The sequence below is a fragment of the Stenotrophomonas genospecies 3 genome (assembly GCF_054473855.1).
Window position 1 is genome coordinate 246693 of the sequence record NZ_JBTMUR010000005.1, and the last position, 14841, is coordinate 261533.

Here is a 14841-nt window from a genome sequence, read left to right on the forward strand (position 1 = left end):
TGCTGCTGCGGTTGCGGCAGTCTGGGCGGCATGAAGAAACTCACCGCACTCGTTGGGCTGTTGGTCCTGGCCTTGGCCGCATGGTGGTTCGGCGGCCCGTACATGACCGTCAATGGCCTGTCCAAGGCCATCGAGCAACGCGACACCGCGCGCCTGGAGCGTTACGTCGATTTCCCGCGCGTGCGCAGCAGCCTGCGCGCGCAGCTCAATGACTATCTGGTGCGCCAAGCCGGCCCGGATGTGGCGGCCAGCCCGTTCGGTGCCCTGCTGTACGGGCTGGGCGACCAGCTTGGTGGTGCCGCGGTGGACACCATGGTGACCCCGACCGGGATCGGCGCGATGCTGCAGGGTCACGTGCTGTGGAAGCGCGGCCGCAATGAACTGCAGGGCGGCGATGCCTTCGGTGCGACCGAACCGGCACGGCCGCTGAAGCATGCCGAACATCATTTCGAAGCGCTGGACCGCTTCGTGATCGATGTCGATCGCGGCCCCGGCCAGCCGCCGTTGAAGGTGGTGCTGGAACCGCAGGGCCTGCGCTGGAAGGTGGTGGACCTGCAGCTGGGGATGTCGGGCAGCCCGTGACCGGACCCGTGGCCTGACGGCAATGCCAACCAAGGTTGGCGACTACCGGGGTACAGCGCTCTGGTAGATGCCCACCTTGGTGGGCATGCATCCAGAACAGCGCCAACCAAGGTTGGCAACTACCAGACCCTATCCTTCGTTGGCAACGCCATGCGGTACGTGGCCGGCGGCTACATGCTCTCGGGCGCTGTCGATGTTGTGCTGCGAATCATCGAAGAAGATGTCGGCGCCGAACGCCTGCAGGAACGGGCCCTTGTGGCGGCCACCGAGGAACAGCGCTTCGTCCAGGCGCACACCCCACTCACGCAGGGTGCGGATCACCCGTTCGTGCGCAGGTGCCGAACGCGCGGTCACCAGTGCGGTGCGGATCGGTGCACTGTCTCCGGCCGGGAACACTTCCTGCAGCGTGTGCAGCGCCGACAGGAAGCCACGGAACGGCCCGCCGCTGAGCGGCTCTCGGGCGCGCTCGCGTTCGTGGCGGCCAAAGGCTTCCACGCCCTGCTCGCGCGAAATGCGCTCACTCTCGTCGCCGAAGATCACGGCGTCACCGTCAAAGGCGATGCGCAGCTGACCGGCCGGGCGACCGGTATCGATCTGGTCGGCCGCCGCGGCGGCGGTCTCGCCCGGCGGCTTGGGCAGGATGGTCGCCGCCGCGATGCCATGGCGCAGCGCGCTGCGCACCGATTCGGGGTTGGCCGACAGGAACAGGTCGGTGCCGAACGGCTTCACGTACGGCCAGGTCGGCTCGCCGGCGGTGAACGTTGCGCGGATGATGCCCAGGCCGTAGTGCTGGATCGAATTGAAGATGCGCAGGCCGGTATCGGCCGAATTGCGCGACAGCAGGATCACCTCGACCCGCGGGTTCTCCGGGCTGGCGCCCTGATTCAGCGCCAGCAACTTGCGCACCACCGGGAAGGCCACGCCGGGCCCGAGGATATCGTCCTCGTGCTGGCGCTGGAATTCGGCATAGGCCGCCACGCCATCGCTCTCGAACAGCGCATGGCTTTCCTCGAGGTCGAACAGGGCGCGCGAGGTCACCGCGACGGTCAGCAAACGGGGGGAGTTGTCGCCCATCGGTGGGGGTCCTTCAAGCGGTCGGCGGGGCCGGCCGCCTATTGTCGTCAAAAAACGAACTGTTCGCTCAGGATCCGGTCTTCCAGGTTGTACTCCGGGTCGAACAGCAGGGTCACGCGGCGGTCCTTCGACTCGCGGATGGTCACCTCGACCACGTCGCGGGTCTCGTGCGAATCCGCTGTGACGCTGACCGGGCGCTTGTACGGATCAAGCACGCGGAAACGCACCTCGGTGTCGGCCTTGAGGATCGCCCCGCGCCAGCGTCGCGGCCGGTAAGGGGCCAGCGGCGTCAGCGCGATGGTATGCGAGCCCAGCGGCAGCACCGGTCCGTGCGCGGAATAGTTGTAGGCGGTACTGCCGGCCGGGGTGGCCACCAGCACGCCGTCTCCGATCAGTTCGGCCACACGTTCCTGGCCGTTGAGGTCGATGCCGATATGCGCCGCCTGCCGGGTCTGGCGCAGCAGCGACACATCGTTGTAGGCCAGCGAACCGGTACTGGTGCCCGACTCGGTCAACGCCACCATTTCCAGCGGGCGCAGGTTGGCCGGTTCGGCACGGGCAATGCGCGCCTGCACGTCGTCGTCGCCACGGTACTGGTTCATCAGGAAGCCGACGGTGCCCAGCTTCATGCCGAACACCGGCTTGCCCAGGTGCCCGTGCCGGTGCAGGGTCTGCAGCATGAAACCGTCGCCGCCCAGCGGGCACAGCACGTCCGCCTGCTCCGGCGCGTGATCGCCATAGCGCGAGACCATCGCGGCGCGGGCCATCTGCGCGGGCTCGGTGGTGCTGGCCAGGAAAGCGATGCGGGGGGTGTCGCTCATCGGTGGATCCGGGTGGGTGTGCCAGCAAGAGCATACCCGGTAGTGCCGGCCGCTGGCCGGCAACCGCCTATCTGCGGGGAGGTCCATGGGGTTGCCGGCCAGCGGCCGGCACTACCCGTCCCAGGCATGCGCCGCAAAACAAAACGGCCCCGCTTTCGCGGGGCCGTTCTGTTCTACACGTGTCGGGCGTGGCCCGGCGTTACATCACTTACGCACCATGCGCGGCCAGCTGGCCCAGGCGCTGCACCGCGACCGAGACGGTCGGGTAGTCCAGGGTCTTCTGCTCGGCCAGTTCGGCCAGCATCGCCAGGGTGAAGCGCAGGCTGTTGTCGTCGCGACCCATCCAGGCCGCCACCTTGGCTTCAGCACTGCTGCCCTTGGTGCCCAGCACCTGGCCCGCCAGGTTGCGGTGGTTGGCCGCCAGTTCGTCACGCAGCACGCCACGTGCCACGGCGTGCCAACGGCCATTAACCTCCAGCGCGTCGACCTGCTCGAACAGCCACGGCAGCTGCAGGGCATCGCCCAGGCGGAAGTGGACCTTGGACACGTCCACCGGCTTCAGCTTGCGGGTACGGGCCAGTTCGATGATGTCGAACGCCGGCTCCAGGAAGTGCAGTTCGGCCAGCTGCTGTGCCAGCGCGGACGGCAGGCCCTTTTCCTTCCACTCGGCCACCAGGGCTTCGTAGGTCGGACGCTGCGAATCCGGCAGCACACCCGAAGCAACGCGGATGTCGTTGAACGGACCCTGGTAGCGGTTGACCGCTTCGGTGATGCCCGGCATCGCGCCCGGGCGCGACAGCAGCCAGCGCACGAACGAGCGCTGCAGCTTCCAGATCACTTCCAGTGCATCGATCTGCACCGACTCCGGCACCTTGCCGTCGAGGGCATCGATCTGCGCCCACAGCGCGCGCGCATCCAGCGTTTCACGGCTGATGGTGTAGGCCTTGGCGACCTCGGCGATGGAACGGCCGGTGTCTTCCTGCATGCGCATCAGGAAGGTGGCGCCCATGCGGTTGATGGTCTGGTTGGTCACGGCCGTGGCGATGATTTCGCGCTTCAGGCGGTGACGCTCCATTGCGTCGGCGTACTTCTTCTGCAGCGGGGTCGGGAAGTAGCGCTGCAGCTCCTTGGACAGGTACGGATCTTCCGGAATGTCCGAATCCAGCAGCTGGGCGAACGCCACCAGCTTGGAGTAGGACAGCAGCACCGACAGCTCCGGACGGGTCAGGCCCTGGCCGCGTGCCTTGCGCTGCGACAGCTCGGCATCGGACGGCAGGAACTCGATCTGGCGATCAAGCAGGCCCTGCTGCTCCAGGGTACGGATGAAGTGCTGCTTGGAACCCAGGCGCTTGACTGCCATCCGCTCCATCAGGCTCAGCGCCTGGTTCTGGCGGTAGTTGTCGTTGAGCACCAGCTCGGCGACTTCATCGGTCATCGAGGCCAACAGCTTGTTGCGCTGCTCGACGGTCAACTTCTTGGCCCGCACCACATCGTTGAGCAGGATCTTGATGTTGACTTCATGGTCGGAGGTGTCGACACCGGCCGAGTTGTCGATGAAGTCGGTGTTGAGCAGCACGCCGGCCTGGGCAGCTTCGATGCGGCCCAGCTGGGTCATGCCCAGGTTGCCGCCCTCGCCCACCACCTTGCAGCGCAGCTCGCCACCGTTCACGCGCAGCGCGTTGTTGGCGCGGTCGCCGACATCGCTGTGCTGCTCGCTGGCGGCCTTGACGTAGGTACCGATGCCGCCGTTCCACAGCAGGTCGACCGGTGCCTTCAGGATCGCGCTCATCAGGTCGTTCGGCGACAGCGCCTTGACGTTCTCGTCCAGGCCCAGCACTTCACGCACCTGAGGGGTGATCTCGATCGACTTCAGGCTGCGCGGGTACACGCCGCCGCCCTTGCTGATCAGCTTGGCATCGTAGTCCGCCCAGCTCGAACGCGGCACGGTGAACAGGCGCTCACGTTCGACGAACGTGGTGGCTGCATCCGGGTTCGGGTCCAGGAAGATGTGGCGGTGATCGAACGCAGCGACCAGGCGGATGTGGCGCGACAGCAGCATGCCGTTGCCGAACACGTCGCCGGACATGTCGCCGACGCCGACCGCGGTGAAGTCCTGGCTCTGGCTGTCACGGCCCAGCGCACGGAAGTGACGCTTGACCGACTCCCACGCACCGCGTGCGGTGATGCCCATGCCCTTGTGGTCGTAACCGACCGAACCACCGGAGGCGAACGCATCGCCCATCCAGAAGCCGTGCGCGATGGCCAGGCCGTTGGCAATGTCGGAGAAGGTCGCGGTGCCCTTGTCGGCAGCCACCACCAGGTACGGATCGTCCATGTCGTGGCGCACGACATCCACCGGCGGCACGATCTTGTTGTTGACGATGTTGTCGGTGATGTCCAGCAGGCCCTGGATGAACAGCTTGTAGCAGGCCACGCCGTTGGCGAAGATCGCGTCGCGGTCGCCGTTCACCGGCGGGGTCTTGGCGAAGAAGCCGCCCTTCGCGCCAACCGGCACGATGACGGTGTTCTTGACCATCTGCGCCTTGACCAGGCCCAGCACTTCGGTACGGAAGTCTTCGCGACGGTCCGACCAGCGCAGGCCACCACGGGCGACCGCGCCGAAGCGCAGGTGGGTACCTTCCACGCGCGGGCCGTAGACGAAGATTTCGCGGTACGGGCGCGGCTTCGGCAGGTCCGGCACCAGCGCCGAATCGAACTTGAAGCTGATGACATGGCCGTGCTGGCCGTTGGCATCGGTCTGGTAGTAGCTGGTGCGCAGGGTCGCGTCGATCACGCCCATGAACGAGCGCAGGATGCGGTCTTCGTCCAGGCTGGACACGCGGTCCATCAGCTTCAGCAGCGCATCGCGCGCGGCCTGCATCTGCGCGTCGCGGTCACCCTTGCGGGCGTCGACCACGGTCTTGAGCACCTTCAGGGTGGCGTCGTCGCCAGCAGCCAGCACATCGAAGTGGGCCTTCAGCTGGGCCTGGCCGGCGGCGATATCGTCCTTGCTCTCATGGCCGGTAGCCGGATCGAAGCGGGCTTCGAACAGCTCGACCAGCAGGCGGGCCAGCAGCGGGTAGCGCGCGAAGGTGCCTTCCACGTAGGCCTGCGAGAACGGCACGCCGGTCTGCAGCAGGTACTTGCAGTAGCCGCGCAACATGGCGACCTGGCGCCAGTGCAGGCCGGCAGCCAGCACCAGGCGGTTGAAGCCGTCGTTCTCGGCATCGCCATGCCAGACGCGGGCGAAGGTCTCGCCGAAGGCTTCATCGACGCTGGCGGCATCGATCGCGCCGGCGGTCGACTCGACCTCGAAGTCCTGCACGTACACCGGCGCGTTGTCGACCGACAGGCGGTACGGGCGCTCGGCGATCACGCGCAGGCCCATGTTTTCCATCATCGGCAGCGCGTCCGACAGCGGAATGTCGTCCAGCTGGCGATACAGCTTCAGGCGCAGGCCATCGCCGCTTTCGCGCGGCACGGCCTGCAGGCTCAGGCGCAGGTCGTCCGGGCCGGTCAGGGCATCGAGCTGGCTGACATCGTTGGCGGCAACGGCGGTGCTGTTGTCTTCGATGTAGCCAGCCGGCAGTGCCTTGCCGATGCGGGCAGCGATGCGCAGGCCTTCGGTTTCGCCGTGGCGGGTCACCAGCGCTTCGCGCAGGTCGTCCTGCCAGTTGCGCAGCACCTGGGCCAGCTTCTGCTCCAGTTCGGCGGTATCGACGTCCAGCATTTCGCCCGGCTTCGGGCGCACGATCAGGTGCACCTGGGCCAGCGGCGATTCGCCCAGCACCACCGAGCTGTCCACGTACTCGCCGTGCAGCGCGTCCTTCAGCATCGCTTCGATGCGCAGGCGCACGTCGGTGTTGAAGCGCTCACGCGGCAGGTAGACCAGCGCGGAGATGAAACGGCTGTACTTGTCGCGGCGCAGGAACAGGCGGCTGCGCACGCGCTCCTGCAGGCCCAGCACGCCCATGGCAGTGCGGAACAGTTCGTCCTCGCTGGACTGGAACAGTTCTTCGCGCGGCAGGGTTTCCAGGATGTGGCGCAGGGCCTTGCCGCTGTGGCTGGCCGAGGCCAGGCCCGACTGCTTCATCACGTGCTCGTGGCGCTGGCGCACCAGCGGGATTTCCCACGGGCGACGGTTGTAGGCACTGGAAGTGAACAGGCCGAGGAAGCGCTGCTCGCCGATGATCTTGCCCTTGGCGTCGAATTCCAGCACGCCGATGTAGTCCATGTAGCCGGCGCGGTGCACGCGCGAACGGGCATTGGTCTTGGTCAGGATCAGCGCGTCCTTCAGCCCGGACGTGGTGTTCAGGCCCTGCGCGGCCAGGGTCTTGACCGGACGGGCGGCGGACTTGTCCTTGCCGCGCATCAGGCCCAGGCCGGTGTCGTTCAGCGGCGCCAGCACCTCTTCCTTGCCCTGCTTCTCGACGCGGTACTCGCGGTAGCCGAAGAAGGTGAAGTGGTTGTCGGCGGCCCAGCGCAGGAATTCCTGTGCTTCCTTGCGCGACGCGTCGTCGACCGGCAGCTGGCGGCTGCCCAGGTCGTCGGCCAGCGCCAGCGCCTTGTCCTTCATCGGCTGCCAGTCGCGCACGATCGCACGCACTTCGTCCAGCGCCTTGCTGATGGCCTGCTCGATGGCCGCCATGGCTTCGGCCGGCTGGCGGTCGATCTCCAGCAGCATCACCGACTCGGCATCACCCTCGCCGACCTTGACCAGCTTGCCGGCCTTGTCGCGGGTGAAGCGCAGCACCGGGTGGCCCAGCACGTGGACGCCCACGCCCTGTTCGGCCAGCGACATGGTGACGGTGTCGACCAGGAACGGCATGTCGTCGTTGACGATCTGCAGCACGGTGTGCGGCGATTCCCAACCGTTGGCCTTCGCGGTCGGATTGAACACGCGGACGTTGGCCTTGCCGGCCTTGCGGGCACGGGCGAATTCCAGCGTCTCAGCCGCGAGAGCGGCCCACTCTTCAGCGCTGTGGTGCGGGAACTCGTCCGACTCCATGCGCTTGTAGAAGTCAGTGGCGAAGGCCACCGCTTCGGCCTGTGCGGCCGCGGGGTAACGCTTGCGCAATGCCGTGTACACCGGCTCCAGGGAGAAACCAGCGGTCACTGCGACCTCCGACTCTGCTGGTTTGGTCTTGTTTTTCACGGTCTTGGCTGCGGTTTTTTGCGGTTTCATGGCAGAGCGATGCGCTTGCTCAGTTGGGAAAATGAAATTGTAGCCCTACCGCACGAAAAGGCCTTGCTGCAGGACGGAATAACCAGATTCGGGTTTGCTGCGGTTTAGACGCCTATTCAGTTCGCACCGGTATGGTGCTGGCGCCCGCTTCAGCACTGCCGACAGGATCGGCAAAGCGTGTTACCGGAAGACACACGCGGCGACGCCGATTCGATTCCACAATCCTGAACTGGACGGTATAGTCCACCGCGTGAACCCGGCCTACCTCCCCGTTGCCCTCGACGCACGCGATGAGCGCGTGTTCGATGCCGTGCGCGAGCTGCTGGCCCAGCAGGGCATGCAGATGAGCATGGACGCGGTGGCCCAGCATGCCGGCTGTTCCAAGCAGACCCTGTACTCGCGCTACGGCAACAAGCAGGAACTGCTGCGCCGGGTGATGCAGCGCCATGTCGGCCACGCTACCGGAGCCATGGTTCGTGCACTCCGCACTGACGACCTGCGTGCCAGCCTGCTCCAGTTCGCCACCGACTTCCTGGAGCATTTCAACCAACCGCACGTAGGGCAGGCCTGTCGGCTGATCGCCGCCGACGCGGCCCAGTTTCCCGAAGAGGCGCGTACGCTGTACCGGCATGGCGCCGGCGCGCTGACGCTTCATCTTGCTGAATGGATTGAAACCGTTTGCATGCGTGGCCAGCTCCGGCATGACGACCCGCACTTCATGGCCGAACTGCTGCTGAGCATGATCGCCGGTCAGGATTTCGACAAACAGCGTTTCCATACCCCCCATCGTGATGACGCGCAGCTGCGTCGGCGCTGGGCAGAGTTCTCCGTCGACAGCTTCCTGCGCGCCTTCGCGCCTCAGCCGTCGGCGGCCCCGTCTTCAAACCAACCCCGGAGTTCCTCCTGATGACCGCCCCACTCCGCACCCTTGCCTTGACGTGCGCCGTTGCTGTCGCGCTGGCTGCCTGCAAGAAGCCGGAACAGCAGACGCCCCCGCCGCCGGAGGTGGGCGTGATCGACGCCAAGCCGCAGACCCTGCCGCTGCAGCGTGAGCTGGTCGGCCGCCTGTCGCCGTTCCGCAGCGCCGACGTGCGCGCGCGCGTGCCGGGCGTACTGCTCAAGCGCGTCTACCAGGAAGGCTCGCAGGTCAAGCAGGGCCAGCCCCTGTTCCTGATCGACCCGGCGCCGCTGCGTGCTTCGCTCAATGCCTCCGAGGCCCAGCTGGCCTCGGCCCGCGCCACCTACGCCAATGCCAAGGTGGCCGCGGATCGCGCGCGTTCGCTGGCGCCGCAGCAGTTCGTCTCCAAGTCCGACCTGGACAACGCCGAATCGGCCGAGCGCACCGCGCTGGCCGCGGTCAAGCAGGCCGAAGCGGCGGTGACCTCTTCGCGCATCAGCCTGGGTTATACCGAAGTGACCGCGCCGATCAGCGGTGTGGCCAACAAGCAGCAGGTCACCGAAGGCGCGCTGGTCGGCCAAGGCGATGTGACCCTGCTGACCACCGTCGACCAGCTCGACCCGCTGTACGTGAACTTCTCGCTGAGCGTGGACGAGTTGACCCAGCTGCGCGCGCAGCAGGCCAAGGGTGCGCTGGCGCTGTCCGGTGACGGCAAGGCCACGGTCAACGTCAAGCTGGCCGACGGCAGCACCTACAGCGAGCTGGGCACGCTGGACTTCTCTTCGACCACGGTCGACCCGGCCACCGGCGCGGTGTCGCTGCGTGCGCTGCTGCCGAACCCGCAGCAGATCCTGCTGCCCGGCGCCTTCGTCAGCTTCCAGGCCAACCTCGGCGAGCGCAACAACGCCTACCTGGTGCCGCAGCAGGCGCTGCTGCGCGACACCACCGGCGGCTACGTGATGGTGGTCGGTGCCGACGGCAAGGTGGTGCGCAAGAACGTGAAGACCGATGGCGCGCAGAACGGCAACTGGCTGGTCAGCGACGGCCTGGCCGCCGGTGACAAGGTGATCGTGGCCGGCGTGCAGAAGGTCAAGGAAGGTGCGCCGGCGGTGGCCAAGCCGTGGACCCCGGGGCAGGACGCCAACGGCAAGCCGGCCGCGGGCGGCGCCGCTCCGGCGGGCACCGCACCGGCTGCTGGCAAGGCACCGGCCGACGCGGCCAAGCCCGAGCAGGCCGATGCGGCCAAGCCGGCCGCCACCGATTCGAACAAGCAGTAACGGGAACCTTCCGTCATGCCTAAATTTTTCATCGAACATCCAGTCTTCGCCTGGGTGGTTGCGATCCTGATCTCGCTCAGCGGCGTGATCGCGATCCTCAACCTGGGTGTGGAGTCCTATCCCAACATCGCCCCGCCGCAGGTCACCGTCTCGGCGACCTACCCGGGCGCCAGTGCGGACACCACCGAGAAATCGGTCACCCAGGTGATCGAGCAGCAGCTGACCGGTATCGATCACCTGCTGTACTTCAGCTCATCGTCCGCCTCCAACGGCCGTGCGCAGATCACCCTGACCTTCGAGACCGGTACCGATCCGGACATCGCCCAGGTGCAGGTGCAGAACAAGGTCTCGCTGGCCACGCCACGCCTGCCTTCGGAAGTGACCCAGCAGGGCGTGGTGGTGGCCAAGGCCAACGCCGGCTTCCTGATGGTGGTGGCGCTGCAGTCCGATACCCCGACCATCAACCGTGATGCGCTGAACGACATCGTTGGTTCGCGCGTGCTCGACCAGGTCTCGCGTATTCCCGGCGTCGGCAGCACCCAGCAGTTCGGTTCCGAGTACGCCATGAACATCTGGCTCAACCCGGAGAAGATGCAGGGTTATGGCCTGTCGGCCAGCCAGGTGCTGGCGGCGGTGCGCGCGCAGAACGTGCAGTTCGCCGCCGGTGCGCTGGGTTCGGACCCGTCGCCGGAAGGCCAGCACTTCACCGCCACGGTCTCGGCTGAAGGCCGCTTCAGTTCGCCGCAGGAGTTCGAGAACATCATCCTGCGGGCAAATCCGGACGGTTCGCGGGTGCTGATGAAGGACATCGCCCGCGTCGCCTTCGGTGCCAACAACTACGGTTTCGACACCCAGTACAACGGCAAGCCGACCGGTGCCTTCGCCATCCAGCTGCTGCCGGGCGCCAACGCCCTGAACGTGGCCGATGCGGTGCGCGCCAAGATGGACGAGCTGCAGCCCAGCTTCCCGTCCGGGGTGACCTGGTTCTCGCCGTACGACAGCACCACCTTCGTCAAGATCTCCATCCAGGAAGTGGTCAAGACACTGTTTGAAGCAGTGTTCCTGGTGTTCCTGGTGATGCTGATCTTCCTGCAGAACTTCCGCGCCACGCTGATCCCGACCCTGGTCATCCCGGTGGCCCTGCTCGGCACCTTCCTGGGCATGTGGATGATCGGCTTCACGATCAACCAGCTGACCCTGTTCGCGATGGTGCTGGCGATCGGCATCGTGGTCGATGACGCGATCGTGGTGATCGAGAACGTCGAACGCATCATGACCGAGGAAGGCCTGGCGCCGAAGCCGGCCACGCAGAAGGCGATGACCCAGATCACCGGCGCGGTGGTGGCGATCACCGTCGTACTGGCCGCGGTGTTCATCCCGTCCGCCCTGCAGGGCGGCGCCGCCGGTGAAATCTACAAGCAGTTCGCGCTGACCATCGCCATCTCGATGGCGTTCTCGGCGTTCCTGGCTCTGGGCTTCACCCCCGCGCTGTGCGCGACCTTCCTCAAGCCGACGCACAACGACAACCCGAACATCATCTACCGCACCTTCAACAAGTACTACGACAAGATCAGCCATACCTATGTGGGGCACATCACTTCGGCGGTGCGCCATGCACCGCGCTGGATGATCCTGTTCGTGGTGCTGACCGCACTGTGCGGCTTCCTGTTCACCCGCATGCCGGGCAGCTTCCTGCCGGAAGAAGACCAGGGCTATGCGCTGGCGATCGTGCAGCTGCCGCCGGGCTCGACCAAGGGCCAGACCAACGAAGTGTTCGCGCAGATGCGTGGCATCCTGGAAAAGCAGGACGGCTATGAAGGCATGCTGCAGGTGGCCGGTTTCAGCTTCGTCGGTTCCGGCGAGAACGTGGGCATGGGCTTCATCCGCCTGAAGCCATGGGAGGAACGCAAGTTCACCGCGCCCGAGTTCATCCAGAACATGAACGGCGCGTTCTACGGCATCAAGGAAGCGCAGATCTTCGTGGTCAACCTGCCCACCGTGCAGGGCCTCGGCCAGTTCGGCGGCTTCGACATGTGGCTGCAGGACCGCAGCGGTGCCGGCTACGAGCAGCTGACCCAGGCCCGCAACATCCTGCTTGGCCAGGCTGCGCAGAAGCCCGACCACCTGGTGGGCGTACGCCCGAACGGCCTGGAAAACGCCCCGCAGCTGCAGCTGCATGTCGACCGCGTGCAGGCGCAGTCGATGGGCATGTCGGTGTCGGACGTGTACAGCACCATCCAGCTGATGCTGGCCCCGGTGTACGTGAACGACTTCTTCTACGAAGGCCGCATCAAGCGCGTGACCATGCAGGCCGATGGTCCGTACCGCACCGGCCAGGAATCGCTGAAGAGCTTCTACAGTCCCTCCAGCCTGACCAAGAACGCCGATGGCACCAGTTCGATGATCCCGCTCAATACGGTGGTCAAGTCCGAATGGGTGTCGGCACCGCCGTCGCTGAGCCGCTACAACGGCTACTCGGCGATCAACATCGTCGGCTCGCAGGCACCGGGCACCAGCTCGGGTGAGGCGATGCAGACCATGGAAGGCATCGTCAACGACGATCTGCCGGCTGGCTTCGGCTACGACTGGTCGGGCATGTCCTACCAGGAAATCCTGGCCGGCAACGCGGCGACGCTGCTGCTGGTGCTGTCGATCGTGGTGGTGTTCCTGTGCCTGGCCGCGTTGTATGAAAGCTGGTCGATCCCGGTGGCGGTGCTGTTGGTGGTGCCGCTGGGCGTGCTTGGCGCCCTCGGCCTGTCGATGCTGCGTGGCCTGCCGAACGATCTGTTCTTCAAGATCGGCCTGATCACCGTGATCGGCCTGGCCGCGAAGAACGCGATCCTGATCGTCGAGTTCGCGGTGGAACAGCGCGCAGCAGGCAAGACCCTGCGCGATGCCACCATCGAAGCGGCCCGCCTGCGCTTCCGCCCGATCCTGATGACCTCGTTCGCGTTCATCATGGGCGTGATCCCGATGGCGATCTCCACCGGCGCCGGCGCCAATTCCCGCCACGCCATCGGTACCGGCGTGATCGGCGGCATGCTGTTCGCCACCCTGCTCGGCCTGCTGATGATCCCGGTGTTCTTCGTGGTCGTGCGCCGCATGCTGGGTGACAAGCTGGATGAGTCCTCCAAGGAATTCATGGAGCGCCAGCGCGACGCCGAAGCCGCGCACCGCCCGGATCGTTGATCCGGCGGTGGGTTGAAACGAAAAGGCCCCGGAGCGATCCGGGGCCTTTTTCATTCGTGCCATGAAGCCGGTAGTCGCCAACCTTGGTTGGCGCCGCTGGATCCATGCCAACCAAGGTTGGCGCATGCCAAGCCGGCGTCTCAGCGCAGCAGCGCAACCACCACGCATACCACCACGAGAGCCAATGCCGCCCATTGCATCGGCACAAAGAAGAAATGATGGGGTGCAGCCATACCCTTCTGCCGGGGCGCACGGTTGAGCCACAAACCCAGCAATACGTTCACCGCTGCGCCGATGCCTGCACCCAACAGAACCTGGGGCAGCGGCGTGTTGCCCCTGGAGCCTTCATGCGGAAAGAAGTACGCCAGCAGCAGGATGGCTGCAATCGGCGTCACCAGCGTCATGAATCCCCAACCTCGATAGATCATCTTTGCAGACCGCGTAAAAACCGGCTTGCATTGGACCAGATCGGGTATCGCTCGGCCAAGAAGACCGTGTATCCACGCATGGCGTGGATCTACTGGCCGCGCCGCCGTTGCAGCGGCGCGGCCGGTCGAACTCAGCGCAGCCCGGTCTCGTTGCGGGCGATCACCAGGCGCTGGATTTCCGAGGTGCCCTCGTAGATCTCGGTGATCTTGGCATCACGGAAGTAGCGCTCCAGCGGCATTTCCTTCGAATACCCCATGCCGCCATGAATCTGCACGGCCTGGTGGGTGATCCACATCGCCGCTTCCGAGGCGGTCAGCTTGGCCACCGCTGCTTCGGTGCTGAAGCGCTTGCCCTGGCCCTTCACCCACGCCGCGCGCAAGGTCAGCAGCAGCGCTGCGTCCAGCTTGCACTTCATGTCGGCGATCTTGGCCTGGGTCATCTGGAAGGTACCGATGGCCGCGCCGAACGCCTTGCGCTCCTTCACGTACGCCAGGGTCGCTTCATAGGCGGCACGGGCGATGCCGATGGCCTGCGAGGCGATACCGATGCGGCCAGCATCGAGCACGCTCATGGCGATCTTGAAGCCCTCGCCTTCCTGGCCCAGCACGTCTTCGGCCTGTGCCACGTAATCGTTGAACTCGATCTCGCAGGTGGCCGAGGCACGGATGCCGAGCTTGGGCTCGGTCTTGCCACGACCGAAGCCCGCCTTGTCGGTATCGATGATGAAGGCGGTGATGCCGCGCGCGCCCTTGTCCGGCTCGCTCATTGCGAACAGCACGATGTACTTGGCCACCGGGCCGGAGGTGATCCAGCTCTTCTTGCCGTTGATGACGAAGGTGCCATCGGCCTGCTTCACTGCACGGCAGCGCATGGCGGTGGCGTCCGAACCGGACTGCGGCTCGGTCAGCGCGAACGCGCCGATGGCCTCGCCTTCGGCGATGGCACGCACGTAGGTCTGCTTCTGTTCCTCGGTACCGTGGGTGAGGATGCCGTTGCAGAACAGCGAGTTGTTGACCGACATGATGGTCGAATGGGCTGCGTCGGCGGCGGCGACCTCCACCATCGCCAGCACGTACGCCACCGGGTCCATGCCCGCGCCACCGTATTCGGTCGGCACTTCGATGCCCATCAGGCCGTTTTCGCCCAGCAGGCGGATGTTGTCCAGCGGGAACTCGCCGGTGCGGTCATGGTGCTCCGCGCTGGGGGCGATCTTTTCCTGCGCGATGCGCCGCGCCACGTCCTGCAGCATCAACTGCTCTTCAGTAAAGCTGAAATCCACAACACCCTCCCGGGTACATGAAGTTATGGGCCGCGCACCGCGCGCCCAGGTGCCTCGATTGTACCGGGGCCCGCCAGTTTCCGTACGCCAGCGACTTGACCGCGGCA

9 protein-coding genes are annotated in these 14841 nt (G+C 65.9%); 4 read left to right on the forward strand and 5 right to left on the reverse strand.

Translation table 11 applies throughout. The features are described 5' to 3' along the window. Positions 1 to 30 precede the first annotated feature (30 nt). On the forward strand, positions 31 to 582 hold the full coding sequence (locus ACX9OT_RS09310) for a DUF2939 domain-containing protein (protein WP_132810463.1): 552 nt from the start codon (positions 31 to 33) through the stop codon (positions 580 to 582). A gap of 129 nt (positions 583 to 711) precedes the next feature. On the opposite strand, the gene ACX9OT_RS09315 is transcribed toward ACX9OT_RS09310, so the two are convergent. The 3 genes from ACX9OT_RS09315 to ACX9OT_RS09325 form a co-directional block, all read right to left on the reverse strand. Beyond that, positions 712 to 1656, reverse strand: coding sequence for a 5'-nucleotidase (locus ACX9OT_RS09315; RefSeq protein ID WP_005417414.1), 945 nt, complete (start codon positions 1654 to 1656; stop codon positions 712 to 714). 47 nt (positions 1657 to 1703) lie between these two features. Then, positions 1704 to 2477 carry an NAD kinase gene (locus tag ACX9OT_RS09320; protein ID WP_459001795.1) on the reverse strand — a complete coding sequence of 258 codons (774 nt, stop codon included), beginning with the start codon at positions 2475 to 2477 and terminating at the stop codon, positions 1704 to 1706. A gap of 208 nt (positions 2478 to 2685) precedes the next feature. Beyond that, entirely contained in the window at positions 2686 to 7662 is a 4977-nt protein-coding gene (locus ACX9OT_RS09325) for an NAD-glutamate dehydrogenase (protein ID WP_149909403.1), read from the reverse strand. 250 nt (positions 7663 to 7912) lie between these two features. On the opposite strand from ACX9OT_RS09325, the gene ACX9OT_RS09330 reads away from it, so the two are divergent. From ACX9OT_RS09330 to ACX9OT_RS09340, 3 genes are read left to right on the forward strand one after another with little or no spacing between them, the layout of a single operon-like run. Beyond that, positions 7913 to 8569 (forward strand): TetR/AcrR family transcriptional regulator, encoded by a 657-nt coding sequence (locus tag ACX9OT_RS09330; RefSeq protein ID WP_032127669.1) that lies wholly within the window; start codon positions 7913 to 7915, stop codon positions 8567 to 8569. After that, positions 8569 to 9837, forward strand: coding sequence for an efflux RND transporter periplasmic adaptor subunit (locus ACX9OT_RS09335; protein WP_459001798.1), 1269 nt, complete (start codon positions 8569 to 8571; stop codon positions 9835 to 9837). Before ACX9OT_RS09330 ends, ACX9OT_RS09335 begins: the two co-directional genes overlap by 1 nt. Before the next feature lie 15 nt (positions 9838 to 9852). Then, complete coding sequence (locus tag ACX9OT_RS09340; RefSeq protein ID WP_180845358.1) at positions 9853 to 13026, forward strand: multidrug efflux RND transporter permease subunit; 3174 nt, start codon at positions 9853 to 9855, stop codon at positions 13024 to 13026. 140 nt (positions 13027 to 13166) lie between these two features. On the opposite strand, the gene ACX9OT_RS09345 is transcribed toward ACX9OT_RS09340, so the two are convergent. Both ACX9OT_RS09345 and ACX9OT_RS09350 read right to left on the reverse strand, forming a co-directional pair. Beyond that, positions 13167 to 13430 (reverse strand): hypothetical protein, encoded by a 264-nt coding sequence (locus tag ACX9OT_RS09345; protein ID WP_080355173.1) that lies wholly within the window; start codon positions 13428 to 13430, stop codon positions 13167 to 13169. A 155-nt stretch (positions 13431 to 13585) separates the two neighbouring features. Next, positions 13586 to 14734 carry an acyl-CoA dehydrogenase family protein gene (locus ACX9OT_RS09350; protein WP_049463155.1) on the reverse strand — a complete coding sequence of 383 codons (1149 nt, stop codon included), beginning with the start codon at positions 14732 to 14734 and terminating at the stop codon, positions 13586 to 13588. Positions 14735 to 14841: the final 107 nt, after the last annotated feature.